At 38.6% G+C, this 15,034-nt stretch carries 12 protein-coding genes and 1 rRNA gene; 2 read left to right on the top strand and 11 right to left on the bottom strand.

Going from position 1 to position 15,034, the window contains the following annotated elements; translation table 11 throughout:
• Positions 1 to 40: 40 nt before the first annotated feature.
• The 5 genes from B0X70_RS02390 to B0X70_RS02370 form a co-directional block, all read right to left on the bottom strand.
• Positions 41 to 1,087 carry an acyl-CoA dehydrogenase gene (locus B0X70_RS02390; protein ID WP_217470801.1) on the bottom strand — a complete coding sequence of 349 codons (1,047 nt, stop codon included), beginning with the start codon at positions 1,085 to 1,087 and terminating at the stop codon, positions 41 to 43.
• Between the two features lie 50 nt (positions 1,088 to 1,137).
• A complete protein-coding gene (locus B0X70_RS02385) occupies positions 1,138 to 2,034 on the bottom strand; it encodes a hypothetical protein (protein ID WP_217470800.1) in 897 nt (298 codons plus the stop codon).
• Between the two features lie 46 nt (positions 2,035 to 2,080).
• Positions 2,081 to 2,464 (bottom strand): membrane protein, encoded by a 384-nt coding sequence (locus B0X70_RS02380; protein ID WP_036778138.1) that lies wholly within the window; start codon positions 2,462 to 2,464, stop codon positions 2,081 to 2,083.
• A complete protein-coding gene (locus B0X70_RS02375) occupies positions 2,457 to 3,293 on the bottom strand; it encodes an alpha/beta fold hydrolase (protein ID WP_217470799.1) in 837 nt (278 codons plus the stop codon). Before B0X70_RS02375 ends, B0X70_RS02380 begins: the two co-directional genes overlap by 8 nt.
• Positions 3,294 to 3,970: 677 nt before the next feature.
• On the bottom strand, positions 3,971 to 5,470 hold the full coding sequence (locus B0X70_RS02370; RefSeq protein WP_217470798.1) for a M28 family metallopeptidase: 1,500 nt from the start codon (positions 5,468 to 5,470) through the stop codon (positions 3,971 to 3,973).
• A gap of 620 nt (positions 5,471 to 6,090) precedes the next feature.
• Here B0X70_RS02370 and iclR point away from each other — a divergent pair.
• The gene (gene iclR / locus B0X70_RS02365; RefSeq protein ID WP_036811496.1) at positions 6,091 to 6,921 is read left to right on the top strand and encodes a glyoxylate bypass operon transcriptional repressor IclR; all 831 of its coding nucleotides are present in this window, start codon (positions 6,091 to 6,093) and stop codon (positions 6,919 to 6,921) included.
• A 263-nt stretch (positions 6,922 to 7,184) separates the two neighbouring features.
• Here the strand turns inward: iclR and B0X70_RS02360 are convergent, their stop codons facing one another.
• The 5 genes from B0X70_RS02360 to metA form a co-directional block, all read right to left on the bottom strand.
• Positions 7,185 to 7,754, bottom strand: coding sequence for a hypothetical protein (locus tag B0X70_RS02360; RefSeq protein WP_217470797.1), 570 nt, complete (start codon positions 7,752 to 7,754; stop codon positions 7,185 to 7,187).
• A gap of 418 nt (positions 7,755 to 8,172) precedes the next feature.
• Entirely contained in the window at positions 8,173 to 9,930 is a 1,758-nt protein-coding gene (gene aceK / locus B0X70_RS02355; RefSeq protein ID WP_217470796.1) for a bifunctional isocitrate dehydrogenase kinase/phosphatase, read from the bottom strand.
• A 99-nt stretch (positions 9,931 to 10,029) separates the two neighbouring features.
• Positions 10,030 to 11,337 (bottom strand): isocitrate lyase, encoded by a 1,308-nt coding sequence (aceA, locus tag B0X70_RS02350; protein ID WP_217470795.1) that lies wholly within the window; start codon positions 11,335 to 11,337, stop codon positions 10,030 to 10,032.
• Between the two features lie 88 nt (positions 11,338 to 11,425).
• A complete protein-coding gene (gene aceB, locus B0X70_RS02345; protein ID WP_040154064.1) occupies positions 11,426 to 13,024 on the bottom strand; it encodes a malate synthase A in 1,599 nt (532 codons plus the stop codon).
• Between the two features lie 298 nt (positions 13,025 to 13,322).
• Positions 13,323 to 14,252 carry a homoserine O-acetyltransferase MetA gene (gene metA, locus B0X70_RS02340; protein ID WP_036811487.1) on the bottom strand — a complete coding sequence of 310 codons (930 nt, stop codon included), beginning with the start codon at positions 14,250 to 14,252 and terminating at the stop codon, positions 13,323 to 13,325.
• A gap of 404 nt (positions 14,253 to 14,656) precedes the next feature.
• Between metA and B0X70_RS02335 the strand changes: the two genes are divergently transcribed.
• A complete protein-coding gene (locus tag B0X70_RS02335; RefSeq protein ID WP_217470794.1) occupies positions 14,657 to 14,800 on the top strand; it encodes a hypothetical protein in 144 nt (47 codons plus the stop codon).
• An 80-nt stretch (positions 14,801 to 14,880) separates the two neighbouring features.
• On the opposite strand, the gene rrf is transcribed toward B0X70_RS02335, so the two are convergent.
• Positions 14,881 to 14,996, bottom strand: a 5S ribosomal RNA gene (gene rrf, locus B0X70_RS02330).
• Positions 14,997 to 15,034 lie beyond the last annotated feature (38 nt).

Below are 15,034 nucleotides of genomic sequence, written 5' to 3'. Positions count from 1 at the left end.
AAAAAATCCTTGAGCTATAAATAGGTGATTATAAAAGTAATTAATCTTGTTGCATGATCTGGTTAATCATTTGGAATTCTCCTATCGGATGAAATTTGAATAACTGTACTGCCAAATAGAAATTCATAATTTCTGGTGTTGTCATTACCTTAACCCCACCGCAACATCGGAATATGAAACCGGCAGTTTCCTCAAGGATCTTTTCCAAGGTATAACGTAACGCGAGAATCTTATGGACGGCATGTTCATCCTGGCTAGCATAAAAGGCAATAATCAACATCTGACCGAGAATAACATTAATCTTATAATCAGCTTGAGTCAGGGTATATTTAATTGGCCGCTGTTCTACTACCTTCTCAGGAATAAACCGAGTAAGTCCATCAAGAATTCCAGAATAAGTATTAGCGGCAAAATAATTAAATAGTGATAAACCGCAGGAAAGCACCATCTGTTGTTCAATCCCCTTATAATGGGAAAGTCGTTTAGGTGATACTTCGGCATCTAAGAATTTGATTTCTTGATTATCACTTTCAGTCAAAATTCCCAATTTCCAAAAAGGAATAACCTTGGAGTTCTGCGCCGATTTAGAAATCAGCACAACTCTCATCTCATCGTCATTATCGGTATCGCAGACTGATAACACATAATAGTCAGCAATCGAAGATAGAGAACAAGGTTTTTTCGAACCATTAACAAACAGCTTTCCCTCTTTTGAATGCATTTTAAGTGATGGTGTAAAAATATTCATTCCAGGTAGTCCTTCTGCAAAAGCAGAAGCAACCAACGCTTTTGATGCCATAACTTCATTCAATAATACGTTGCTGTCTTCGAATATGTCAGGAAACTTACTGCAAGCCAGCACAATATGATTATGCATTGTTAAGGCAATCCCAACAGCGGGAAGCCACGCAGAAGCTTCACGGATAGTATTACCCACTTGATGAAGTCCATCTATACTGGATTGAGCCATCAAACGCAGGCATTGTGAGGCGGCCTCAGAACCCAATAACAATCTTTTCAATCTATCTGGTGTCAAATGTTGGTATTTCCCGCTATTCTTCCTGAGTTCTTCAACAATATTTGTCATTTTTAATTCTCCTTTGCCTATTCAAACAACCTGCTGAATAAGGCCAATATCTACGCTAAGCCCATGTATTTAAGGCGTGACTGCTGCATCTGTTCAACCAAAGAATGAGATAGTTCAAGGCGAGATTCCACCGTAGAATCGGACAACAACACCCCAGGCGCTAATTCATAACCTTCAATCAAGCGCAAATGGTTCTGCATACCCCGTTGATAGAACATTTCACGCTCCACAAACAAGTCATCAACAGATACCTGGTTCCATAACGCCAATCCTTCTTCTATACACTCAAGAGCCGATGGCTTTAGAGAATTATCATTTTCAAGCGCCATCTTGACGATATTTGCACACACCGTCAGATGTCTTAATTCATCAGCATTCGCTCTGGCCTGTGTCTCAGCCGCCGTAATATCAAAGGGACGCCACTTGATTTCGCTGAGTTCCGAAGTTGGCGCAAGTACGCCTTCCAAAACGACAGTAATAATCAACACACCTGCAATATAATCATTTTTCAATACCACCCATTTGTCGAAATAGGTTCTTAATGTCTCCAACATATTGGTCATTTTTCCTCGTAAGAGGCTTTCCATCTTTCCGGCCACATTGTCGATGTTCGCAAAGCCTATTCTGACCAGATGTTCTCTGAATAATTTAGCATGTCTGCCTTCATCAAATATCTGAGTCAGCATATAATCGAAGTTGATATTGTCAGGTGCCTTATCTGCAAGTAACAATAACGCTTTCGTTGCTTCATATTCCGAAATCGATTTAAAAGAAAGCTCCCGGATCAGAGACTCCCGTAAATCACCCGGCAAATAGGTTAATTTAGGATCATTGGCATAATGGCTTCTTTTTCTTTGCTCAACACTTATCTGTTCAGTGAACCACTCATCCAAACCCCAATCTTTTGCCTGCATTTCTATTTCCGATGCCTGTTTAATTAAACTCATAAATAAATGCCCCTCCAAGTAAGTTATCTCTTTACAATGATTTATTTCAATGAACAGTTGGTTGTTTAAATATATTAATAGATAACTTAGGAAAATTTCCCAGTACACCACGATCCAGACAGATATGGACAAATAGTGCAATAACGCTGTAATTGTCCTTAAAGAACCAGATCCAAAGCAAACTAATCACACTGAGTGTGAATAAATTGTGGCAGATATTATAAATGGTATAAAAAGCTGAAGGTGGAGTTTCTTTTTTATTCAACAAACTCCAGATCCGCCCTGGGTAATAACCAATAATATCAATCAGAAAAAACAACAAAATAAATTGCCACCAATTTATATAACTTTCAAGCTGCCAGGTCAGAAATAAACTGATAAAAAACAATCCTAGAAATTCCCAACGCAGAATTTTCAATGTATTAATCATCTCTATTCTCCATTATTTCTCTTTTCATGATTGCAATAAGATCTCCTGGCTGTTTAATCCAGGCGCTGTGAGGATTACCTTTGAAAGATAAAGTTATTTCCCTAACTTCTGCGTTAGGTATAAGACTTGCTAGTACTTGAGTAGACTTTAACGGAGCCCAATTATCTCCTTTAAAACAGATATAAACAGCCTTGGATAAATTTTTATTCTCCTTACCCTTATAAGCACGGACATGATCATAATTTCCCGCACAAGCGGTTCTGGCCCAATCCCGCATTAATCCCTTAGCTTCTCTTATGCCAAAACCAATCTTTTTCCCGGGGAGATAACCATATAACGCAGTCAGAATGTTAAAAATAATGGCTGCTGTTATTATCTGTACCCTCCCCATTCCCTGCCAATTCTTATACCATACGTTCCCGGTTGCCACACAAAACAGAGAAAATGGCCTGTCAGTCGAGCAGGCAAAGAGCGTCGCAATATGCCCCCCGAGACTGTGACCAAAAACAATAGGAATTTTATTGCTATTTAATTCAATAGCCTTATCTAACATTGCCGGCAGATAATCTCGCAATAGATCGGAATAATCATAGTCATTTTCTCGACTTGGTTTAGGTTGACTGTCTCCATAGCCTGGCATATCAGCAGTGACAACCTGAAAACCCTCTTTTACCAATTGTTGTATTAAAGTTTCATATTTCCTGATTTCCACACCAATAGCAGGTAACAATATAATAACTCTGCCATCACTATCTCCCCGATAAACTTTATAATTACAGAGAAAATTACCAGCCACTTTAAAGTAATTACCGTTAATATTATTTTTCATATCTATATGCTCTCAACAACTACATCACACTCCAGTGACTGACATTGGCGATAGATCCGCCAAAAAAATTTATATTTTAAATGCGATCGGTGTCAAATAATTGTCCATCTCGCCAAGCTACTAGTGATTTTTTAATTTGTTATTAACCAATACAAAATCCCCTTATACTTTCTTAGTAATAGGCTATAGATAAATCAAGGAACATATATTATTTTATAAATTATTTGCTGGAAAAATTATTTTACACATCAAAAAAATTTAGTTTTAAATGTAAATCATACCATTTAAATATTAATAAATAAGTTATTAATCAATAATAAAATATCAATTTTAAATGTATTGAATCTATATGAAACAATATTGATAGAAAGCTATAACCACATAAAATCACAAACAGTTAATAGTAAGAAGAGATAATCTTAGTTTAAATAATACATAAGAACAATGAAATTTATTGATGAATCAATTCAAAAATATATTCGAAAAATTATTTCCTAACATTACTTTAATAAGTTAATTTATATTATTTTTATCTATATTTTACATGATGATATAATTAATGTTCATTAATTATATCATTACTACTATTTAATTAACGAAATTAACCAGCCATTCTATTCTTTTACTCAATAACTGGTTTTATATTAGTTTTAATTATAACGAATAATTTTATATATTTAAGTTATTCGTTTCCAAAGACTGACTATACCAGCACCTAAAATAAGTATTGGCAGCAGGGCGAGAATACCGCCCACTATAGGAGCCTGCAATCCGATAGAAACAAGGTATATAATCGGAACATAGAGAATAGATGTAATATAGGTACAGATAATTAATAAAATCAATGCAACGCTAAATTTATTGAATTCCCGCAACATCAAGTCCGTTAATAAAAACAATAAAACAGGTAATGTGACAAGATAAGATGCGGTAGGTACAATTAATGCGACGATAAGGCTAAGTAATCCAGCAACTATCCTTAACATGCTCCGAATATTTGATACCGTTTGGGGTGAAGATGAAAACCATATATTTCTTATCGCTAATGAGATAGAGAATAAAAATGTTAAAATACCTGTAACGAAAGCGGTAAATACAGACATGATAATCAGCCCAATATAGGGTACAGGAAAGTAAACTGCATCTACACTTTCTTTAAATAAGTTAATCTCATCTTTTACCGCGAAATGCACTCCCAAATCCCGAATCGTTCGCTGATATCGCCACAAAGTTCCAAGGTTAAGATTCTCAACAGTATCACTCATACGGTGGTAATGCTCGTAACCCAAGATGGTAGCAAAATTCATCCCAGTAAACCCTCTATCCAGAAAGACGCTAAAATCTGTGTTATTCTGCAACATCTGGTACACGATAGGGCTAAATGAAAAAGCTACCGGCTTATAAGCATTCCGATTCCATTCTGAAACAAGCGCAAGATTTTTTGCCGATGTCTCAAATAAGAGTGGCACGCCATTATTCCCTCGAGCATCAAAATTAAAAACAACATCTATTGGTTGAGTAGCAATTTCATTAATATTCTTAACAAAGTGATGCACGCCAAGTAATCCCAACTCTTCAGCATCAGAGAATAAGAATATAACGTTGTTTTTTATATCTTCTCTTTCAGCAAGATCCCGCATTAACTGGAGTACCGAAGCGACGGCCATACCATTATCGCTGGCTCCTGGCGCAGTTCTAACACTGTCATAATGCGAAATGAATAATAAGGTTCCTTTTGGCGAAGGAACCTCCAACTTTGCGATAAGATTCGTTCCAGTTAATTCCGATTGATCCTCCACTTGTTTCGCAAAATTGCCTGTATTTATCCTGGCAAACTCTTTATCAAAAGCTCGGCGTTGTTGACTATTGAAGCCTGAATATATTCTCTTCTGCCGAGAGGCCAAATCATCCACCGAGTAATGAAATGTATGTTCAGTAACGTTATATCCCATATTATTCATTTCGTTAATCAGGTAAGCCCGAATTAACGCTTGCCGTGTTGAAGCCGCAGGATGAGGTTCCGCAGCAATAACACCAAGTGTTCTCATCACATTCTTAAACCCACTCTCTTTGAAATATTCAACAGGAACTTTATCAGGAAGTACCAAACCGATACCCTGAATAATCGCTACAATTAAAGTTGTTAGAAAACAGATAATCAAAAAAATGCGTTTCATTAAATTCTCCCATTCCGAAAAAATAGTAACAAAATATTATCCTTGATATAATTAATAATATTTTCTCATGTTTTTACAATTCAAATGAAAATATAAAAAATTAATTAAAATAATTACGACCAATTTAAAACAATATAAAACATTATTTTTAACAATAACAGACGCTCTTTTATAATTATATAATCAAAAAATAGTTAGATAAAAACCATATTACCTATAAATTCCCCAAGGTATTATTCACACATTCTCCCTGCTTAAATACGACTAATATCATTAGCTAATTTCTAAAAAGATCGCTTATTCCATTCTACAAAGATTACCCAAGTAACAGGAATTCCAGTTTATATATAGAAAGTATTCGCAAACTTTAGCAGTTTATATCGTGCCGAACCAACAATATCAGCTCGTTATATTTATAGATAGTAAACCATTACCATATTAATAATATTGTATATTTACAGTGAATTAACTATCATAACGATTCTAGGCAAAATTTTGAGATTTCTTCAAATCTCAATGATAGGTAGCATTTTCCACACATCGGATGAGTGTTTTTCAGGTTTATCGTCCATAATGAGAAATGAAAATGAATTCCATCTTATTATTCAGAGGGTATTTCGATGAGCACTGCCGTTACCAGTAAAAAAACAAAAAAAACTAAGATTACGGCGAATAATGCTGTTGCTAACGGGCAAGTACAGTCATTAAGTCGCGGTCTGACGCTTTTGGAATATATTTCCGAGTCACCCGGTGGTATCGCCTTGACTGATTTAGCCCAACAAGCCGGATTACCAAATTCCACCACTCACCGACTTTTGACCACTTTGCAACAGCACGGTTTTGTCCGTCAGATTGGCGATTTAGGGTTGTGGGTTATCGGTTCACACACTTTTATTGTCGGCAGCAGTTTCTTACAGAGCCGAAATTTATTGGCACTCATTCACCCGATTCTCCGCCGCTTGATGGAAGATTCCGGTGAAACGGTTAATTTAGCGATTCTTGATCACAGTGAATATGAAGCGGTTATTGTCGATCAGGTACAGTGTAATGCATTGATGAGAATGTCCGCCCCTATCGGAGGTAAATTGCCGATGCATGCTTCCGGAGCTGGCAAAGCATTTCTTTCAACATTGTCAGATAACCAACTGGTTCAATTACTACATAAGAAAGGACTTCATTCTTACACACAACATACCAAGACAACCCCTTCAAGTTTAAAAGAAAATCTGGAACAAGCACGTAAACAAGGATATTCGTTCGATGATGAAGAGCATGCTTTAGGTCTGCGCTGTATTGCTGCCTGTATTTATGATGAGCATCACCAAGCCTTTGCGGCTATTTCCATTTCCGGCCCAGTCTCACGGATCACTGATGATCGAATCACTGAACTTGGTGCTTTGGTGATCCGGGCAGCAAAAGAGATCAGTAAAGAATATGGCGGGATTCGTTAATTCTTTTTCTTAAATTATCATATGATTCTCAGGGCATTAATTTTTTCGTGCCCTGTCTTTTCAGACCAATAAATTCAACTTAATTTATCATCCCTCTGAAAATATTATCGTCAATATAATAGAATAACAACGAAATTATTTAACCAGTTTAGAAATAACATCAATGACAAATAAGATAAAGAATCCGAAAATAATTATATTTCCGGATTCTTACATATATAAGAATTAGTTAATGGGACACTAATCGATGAGTATCATCCTGATTAAATCGCTTTTGATAAATTCCAAGTACCTGTTCCATTGCCCCGGTTAGAAAGACGTGAAGTATATACATTATATACCGCGCCAGCAGCAGTAGCATTGAAACAAGTATCGAGAAATCCTCCACTTACGTTATTATAACCATTCAGAAAACGGATAACATCACCTTCACGAACTTTGCCATCATATCCACTGGTTGTATCTGAAAAAATATACCATGTCAGAGTATCAACTGGACGCGCAGCTTTATCCGCCGTATAAACATTATAAAGTTCAGGTGACGGCGCATGACCATTAGTGCCGAGATATCCCCCATTATTCTGGTAAAGATTGAAAAGAAACACAGTATCACCACTGTAAACCTCTGTCCCTATGGCTTTTCCGCTCGTAGACAAAATTTGCCATGTCCCCGTACCTGTACCCGGAGCGCGGTTCGGCGAAGCAGCCGTGTATACGTTATATTTTGCGCCTTGCGCGGTTGCATAACCATTAGTGTCCAGATAACCACCATTTCCATTATTATAGTTGTTTTTAATATGAATTTTATCACCGTATAAAATTACACTAGCCATGATTATATCCTTAAATACTTTCGCGAAGTTATATGTATGTTATATGAGAATTTTCATGTATTTAATTTAGAGTCAAAAATATCAATTCTTTTTATAACCGCTAGCCGTGGCTAAAAATCCTTGATTCCCAAACTCTATAAAATTATAGAACTTCCACAAATAAGTGGATCTATTCTTATTTCTTAAAGAAATCATTAAATATATGTTTTTAATTCACATTCCAATTATGCCTTCATAATAAGAAATATATTTCATATTGAATCCCAAGTTTATTTTTATTAGGAATATTCATACCCCGCACAAGAACAAATAGGGATTAATTTATATTTAATTTAGAGAAATAATTTAATGAGGATAATAATATTAGCTATTGGTGAAAATGGCGATCGCTAACAGCAATCGCCAATTCCCAATAAAATCAGGCTGGAACTTTAGCAATAGAGTAAGTTTCTATCTCAGTACGTTGACTAAACCGCTGTTTGCGGCGATACGCAAACACATCTTCCACATGACCATTTCTAATCCGTTCCTGTAACGCCCGCCAGTAGTCTGCTTTAAATAAATCACTATGCATCTCTTCAAAATAACGACGAATATGATTGTCAGTGCAAAGAAAATGTCGGAATTCCTCAGGAAAAACATCATTTGCCGCCACGCTGTACCACGGTTCACCAGCAAGTTCATCTTCTGGATAACGCGGTGGCGGTATATCCCGGAAATTAACCTCTGTCATATAACAGATTTCATCATAGTCGTAGAACACCACTCGTCCATGTCGTGTCACACCAAAGTTTTTGAACAGCATATCGCCAGGGAAAATATTCGCCGCTGCAAGTTGTTTAATTGCATTACCGTACTCTTCGATAGCATCTTTCAGCTTCTGCTCTTCTACCTGTTCCATATAGATATTTAACGGTGTCATCCGCCGTTCCATATACAGATGTTTAATCAGGATTTTATCACCCAAATCTTCTAGCTTTTCCGGCACTTCTTTCTGTAACTCTTCCATTAGTTCAGGACTAATGCGGGCTTTATCAATAACGAAATTTTCAAATTCCTGCGTGTCGGCCATTCTCCCCACCCGGTCATGCTCCTTGACCAGACGGTAACACTCCTGTACCCGCTCCTGCGTCACCTCTTTCTGCGGCGCAAATCTATCTTTAATCACCTTAAAGACGCGATCAAATGAAGGCGAAGTGAATACCAACATCACCATCCCTTTAACTCCGGGGGCAATCATAAATTTCTCTTTGGAGAAGGTAATAAACGCCAGATATTCCCGGTAATATTCTGTTTTACCATGCTTTTGGCAGCCGATTGCCATATAAAGTTCAGACGTTGATTTGGCGGGCAGAATTTCTCTCAACCACTCAACTAAAGCCGCAGGCAAAGGCGCATAAACCATAAAATAGGAACGGGCGAAACCAAATACAATGCTGGCATCAGCATAATCAGTCAGGCAGGTATCGATAAATATCCCGCCAGATTCATTATGATGGATCGGCAACAAGAAAGGGTAAACTTGACTTCCCATGCGGATCTTACCTACCAGCCAAGCCGCTTTGTTACGATAAAACAGTTCATTAGCTATCTGGAAAGTTGCCTGTAATAATTCTTCGACTGGAAATGTTTGTTGTAGATAGTCCGTAATATAATGAACATCTCTCGCTAAATTTTCCCAAGGCAAACGTAGCGGCAGATCATTAAGGATTGTCCGTAACATTGAGGCAAGATCGCCATTAGGGAAAAAATCACGCGACAACGGACGGGGAATGTCCCGGAATCTCCGGGCAGGCTGAGAAGTAAAAATAAATAATTTATCCGGTGTCAGATTACGATGCTCAAACAGACGGCAATAAACAGAATTAAAAAAACTCTCGGCAATTTCAAACCGGGGATAATCCGGCAATAAACTGGTATAAACAACTTTTACTTTGCCAATGTACTCTTCATCATATCCGAAAGCGCCATGTATGCATTTAAGCTGCTCAACCACCAACCCAACATGATGATCATAAAGATTGATGCGCTTTTTCATCGCTTGCTGAACAGCGAGCCAGTCCGCCTGTTCAAAGCGTTGTTGTGCACCTGAAGTCACTTCCAGAAAGCGACCATATTGTGCATCGAATCCCTGTAAAATAGTCTGCGCTATCAGATGTGCCGAATCTATCCCCATCGCAACTCCTCAATATATTCAGCCTGCAATCGGCAGGCTGAATAGAATCAGAAATATACCCGTCATCTTTCAAATTGAAATCCATAGGGTATAGAACAATCAGAACTGCTGCTCTTCTGTGGAACCTGTCAATGCGGTTACTGACGATGTTCCCCCTTGAATAATCGTTGTGACTTTATCGAAATAACCTGTGCCAACTTCCTGCTGATGAGAAGAAAAAGTATAACCACGGTTAATTGATTCAAACTCTCTTTCCTGTACTTTCTCCACATAATGTTTCATGCCTTCACCCTGCGCGTAAGCATGCGCCAAGTCGAACATGTTGAACCACATACTGTGGATACCCGCCAGAGTAATAAATTGGAATTTATACCCCATTGCTGACAGTTCATCCTGGAAACGTGCAATCGTCTTATCATCCAGATTCTTTTTCCAATTGAACGATGGAGAACAGTTGTAAGCTAGCAATTTACCGGGATATTTAGCATGAATCGCCTCAGCAAAACGACGGGCCATTTCAATATCAGGTGTTGATGTTTCACACCATATCAAGTCAGCATACGGCGCATAAGCCAAACCACGACTAATCGCTTGATCGATCCCCGCACTGGTGCGGAAGAACCCTTCAAAAGTCCGCTCGCCAGTAATGAATTCACTGTCATAAGCGTCACTGTCAGAAGTTAACAGATCGGCCGCATCAGCATCCGTACGAGCAATCAACAGGGTAGGCACGCCAGAAACATCCGCCGCCAAACGCGCAGCGACCAATTTTTGAATAGCCTCTTGTGTCGGAACCAGAACTTTACCGCCCATGTGACCACATTTTTTCACCGCAGCAAGTTGATCTTCAAAGTGAACAGCCGCAGCACCCGCTTCAATCATGGCTTTCATCAATTCAAAAGCATTCAGAACACCACCAAATCCTGCTTCCGCATCCGCCACAATTGGCAGAAAATAATCGATATATTCCTGATTATCAGCATCAATACCATTTGCCCACTGAATTTGATCTGCCCGACGGAAACTGTTGTTAATACGTTTTACCACCGCCGGGACTGAATCCACCGGATACAGGGACTGATCAGGATACATACTGGATGCCGTGTTAGCATCAGCCGCAACCTGCCACCCAGAAAGATAAATCGCCTCAATACCCGCCTTTGCCTGCTGTAATGCTTGCCCGCCAGTCAATGCCCCCAATGAGTTGACATAGCCTTTCTTAGCTTTGCCATGTAGCAGTTCCCACAGCTTTTTAGCGCCAAACTGTGCCAGTGTATGTTCTGGATTAACCGAACCACGCAATTTAACTACATCTTCCGCACTGTACGGGCGAATAATTCCATTCCAACGGTCACTTTTCCATTCTTGTTCCAGTTGAGCGATTTGTTGAGTTCTGGAGATTGTCATAACTTCTACTTCCTACCTTTAGTTAAATTAATCGGATAATGGTGTTTTGTTATTATTCGTTTCTTAAATTTTTCTAATGGGATTGGCTCTAATCAAGCAATTGATATCCCGGCAACGTCAGGAAATCTATCAACTCGTCCTGAGTGGTAATGCGCTCCATCAACTTGGCCGCATCGCTAAATCGCCCTTGGCTGAAACGTGTTTCTCCAACCTCTTGCTTAATAACCTCCATTTCCTCTGCCAACATTTGACTGAACAAACTTTTTGTCACTTTTTTACCGTTGGATAATGACTTTTCGTGATGAATCCACTGCCAAATGGATGTCCGGGAAATTTCGGCTGTCGCAGCATCTTCCATCAAACCATAGATAGGCACGCATCCATTTCCTGAAATCCACGCTTCAATGTACTGAACGGCTACACGAATATTGGCTCGCATACCTTCTTCAGTACGATCGCCTGGGCAAGGTTCCAGCAATTGAACCGCGGTAATCGGTGCATCTTCTTCACGGAAGATATCTAACTGGTTTTGCCGCTCCGCCAAGACCTTATCGAAAACCTCCACCACCGTGTCGGCAAGACCTGGATGGGCAATCCATGTACCATCATGACCATTACGTGCTTCCAGCTCTTTATCCGCCCGGACTTTATCTAGTACCCAGTTGTTGCGTTCAATATCTTTACTGGGGATAAAAGCAGCCATTCCCCCCATCGCAAATGCTCCGCGCTTATGGCAGGTTTTGATCAACAGACGGGAATAAGCGTTGAGGAAAGGTTGATCCATCGTGACAGATTGACGATCAGGCAGAACCCGATCACTATGATTTTTCAGTGTTTTAATGTAGCTGAAAATGTAATCCCAACGGCCACAATTAAGGCCAACGATATGGTGCCGAAGATGATAAAGAATCTCATCCATCTGGAATACAGCAGGCAGAGTTTCAATCAATACCGTTGCTTTGATTGTGCCCCTCGGTAATTCAAAACGATCTTCGGCAAAACTGAATACATCACTCCACCACTGAGCTTCATGGTAGGACTGAATTTTTGGTAAATAGAAATAGGGGCCGCTTCCCTTTGCCAACAATTGTTTATGGTTGTGGTAAAAATAGAGCGCAAAATCAAACAATCCACCGGCGATTGGCTCATGCTGATAAAGAACATGTTTTTCCGGTAAATGAAGTCCTCTTACCCGTGCGATCAGAACAGCCGGGTCAGGTTGCAATTGATACTGCTTACCTTGCTCATTAACATAAGAAATTGTGCCATTAACCGCATCACGCAGGTTGATTTGCCCTTCAATCACCTTATCCCAAGCCGGCGCTAAGGAATCTTCGAAATCCGCCATGAAAACTTTTACGTTAGCATTCAAGGCGTTGATAACCATTTTCCGTTCTACTGGTCCAGTGATTTCTACTCTGCGATCACGGAGATCCGCCGGAATATTTTGAATTTCCCACTCACTCTCGCGAATGGAACTGGTTTCCGAAATAAAATCAGGCAATTCACCATCATCAATTTTCTTTTGCCAAATATCCCGATCGACTAACAATTTTTTCCGTGCATCAGTAAACCGAACAACCAGATCTTTCAGAAAATCTACTGCCTCAGGTATCAAAATCTCCTGCTCTGCCGCTCCAAATCGTTTAATAAACGATAATTCAGTCGCTAAAGTTTGCTGCGTCATTCATCTATCCTCATTTTAAAGCCACCTGAATAAGAGTAATAGATATTTAAAATAAATCAAAAACGATTTCCATTTTTTTAAAAATTTATTTTTATCCAATAAAAAACAATTAGTTATAAAGAAAATTACCTATTTTAAATTAGAGAAATTGATTCCATAAATCATAAGATCATTTGGTTAAGTTTTTGTTATATAAGATAAACTACAAAAAGTGCGATATTTTGATAGGTACTAATGACAGGAGATCAGAAAAAATCAGAAGGGTTAAATGGCTGAATTTCAGCCATTTATAAAGATATTAATCCAATGTTGGATTCATGTAGGTAAGATCATATGGCGTGATCTGGTACACATAATAATTTAGCCAGTTGGAAAATAATAAATGCCCGTGACTACGCCATGATGCCAGTGGTTTTCTTTCTGGATTATTATCTGGAAAATAATTTATTGGGATCTTTGGCTCCAAACCTGCTGCTAAATCGCGTAAATATTCACTCGCCAGCGTTCCGGCATCATATTCAGGATGCCCAGTGACAAATACCATACGCTTATCTTTACTCGCCAGTAAATACACCCCCGCATCCTCAGAATTGCAAAGAATATCCAGATCAGTATGTTCACGAATAACCTGCTCAGGAAAATCTGCATAGCGAGAATGAGGCGCAAAAAAAGATTCATCAAAGCCGCGAGTCAATAATGCTAAAGGCTCCAAAGTAGAATGATAATAAACACCGGATAGTTTTACTTCTCTGGTAAGCTTCGGTAAGTCATACAAAATATTCAAAGCTGCTTGCACAGCCCAACAAATAAATAGAGTAGAAGTGACATGCTCCTTCGCCCAACGAATTATTCTCTCTATCTGCTCCCAATATGCCACATCTTCGAATTCAACTAATCCTAATGGCGCACCAGTAACAATTAAGCCATCAAAATTTTGATGTTTTATCCGTTCGAAATCACAATAAAAGTTATTCAAGTGCTCAGCGGGCGTATTCCTGCACTTCCGGTTATCTACTCTCAGTAGCTGGATATCTACCTGTAAAGGCGTGTTGGATAATAATCTTAGAAATTGATTTTCAGTCTCAATTTTCTTTGGCATCAGGTTAAGCAGCAATACCTTTAGTGGACGTATATTTTGAATATTCGCACGGGTAGATGTCATTACGAACACATTCTCATTTCGTAAAAAATTCACTGCGGGTAATTCATCCGGTATACAAATTGGCATGCTATGACCTCGATTCTTTATCCATTTACACGTTTAGACTTCCAGACAGCTAAATCTAACTAAGTATTAACAGAATGTCGAGGCTTTACAAGTAAGCTGAAATTATTTCATTTTTGGTCATATTTCGATATTCAATATATAAATAATTAATATTTTTTAATATTATAAAAATGAAATAATTTCAATTTATTTTATAACAAAAGACATCAAACTAACATTAATTAAATATTTAAAATAAATCACCTAAAATTCAATGATATTATTGCTAAGAATCTAATAATTCAACATAAAATGACGCAATATATAAATAATTCAATTTCAAAACTATAAATATAAAAACAATATATTCTAATAAAGAAACAAAATTATTTTATGAATCGATAATGTATTAAAGTAATTTCGGGATGCAAAGTATCGAGGGCAACATAGCCACAGCAACCGCAGGAATGGCTCACAAGGGAATCAATCCGAAACTACCAGCCGCAGATGGTAAAAACGCTGGAGATAAAGGGATGATTAACAAAAGCAAATTTCGACAAGCATCGTAACGTTTATGGAGCCAAAGCAGCGGCTGTCTTACAAACGCAAAAACCCCCAGCTTACGCTGAGGGTTTCCACTGTATTTAAAGCCTGGCAGTGTCCTACTCTCACATGGGGAGACCCCACACTACCATCGGCGCTACGGCGTTTCACTGCTGAGTTCGGCATGGGGTCAGGTGGGACCGCCGCGCTATCGCCGCCAGGCATATTCCGTTTTATTCCAACCCTTGTCTGACTCTCCG

The sequence above is a fragment of the Photorhabdus akhurstii genome, from assembly GCF_019090985.1.
Classification (GTDB): domain Bacteria; phylum Pseudomonadota; class Gammaproteobacteria; order Enterobacterales; family Enterobacteriaceae; genus Photorhabdus; species Photorhabdus akhurstii.
This window is presented reverse-complemented; position numbering and strand designations above follow the sequence as displayed.

Bases quoted from the DNA above. Each gene is read 5' to 3' on its own strand.
- B0X70_RS02390 (WP_217470801.1), bottom strand. From the start codon at position 1,087: ATGACAAATATTGTTGAAGAACTCAGGAAGAATAGCGGGAAATACCAA.
- B0X70_RS02385 (WP_217470800.1), bottom strand. From the start codon at position 2,034: ATGAGTTTAATTAAACAGGCATCGGAAATAGAAATGCAGGCAAAAGAT.
- B0X70_RS02380 (WP_036778138.1), bottom strand. From the start codon at position 2,464: ATGATTAATACATTGAAAATTCTGCGTTGGGAATTTCTAGGATTGTTT.
- B0X70_RS02375 (WP_217470799.1), bottom strand. From the start codon at position 3,293: ATGAAAAATAATATTAACGGTAATTACTTTAAAGTGGCTGGTAATTTT.
- B0X70_RS02370 (WP_217470798.1), bottom strand. From the start codon at position 5,470: ATGAAACGCATTTTTTTGATTATCTGTTTTCTAACAACTTTAATTGTA.
- iclR (WP_036811496.1), top strand. From the start codon at position 6,091: ATGAGCACTGCCGTTACCAGTAAAAAAACAAAAAAAACTAAGATTACG.
- B0X70_RS02360 (WP_217470797.1), bottom strand. From the start codon at position 7,754: ATGGCTAGTGTAATTTTATACGGTGATAAAATTCATATTAAAAACAAC.
- aceK (WP_217470796.1), bottom strand. From the start codon at position 9,930: ATGGGGATAGATTCGGCACATCTGATAGCGCAGACTATTTTACAGGGA.
- aceA (WP_217470795.1), bottom strand. From the start codon at position 11,337: ATGACAATCTCCAGAACTCAACAAATCGCTCAACTGGAACAAGAATGG.
- aceB (WP_040154064.1), bottom strand. From the start codon at position 13,024: ATGACGCAGCAAACTTTAGCGACTGAATTATCGTTTATTAAACGATTT.
- metA (WP_036811487.1), bottom strand. From the start codon at position 14,252: ATGCCAATTTGTATACCGGATGAATTACCCGCAGTGAATTTTTTACGA.
- B0X70_RS02335 (WP_217470794.1), top strand. From the start codon at position 14,657: ATGCAAAGTATCGAGGGCAACATAGCCACAGCAACCGCAGGAATGGCT.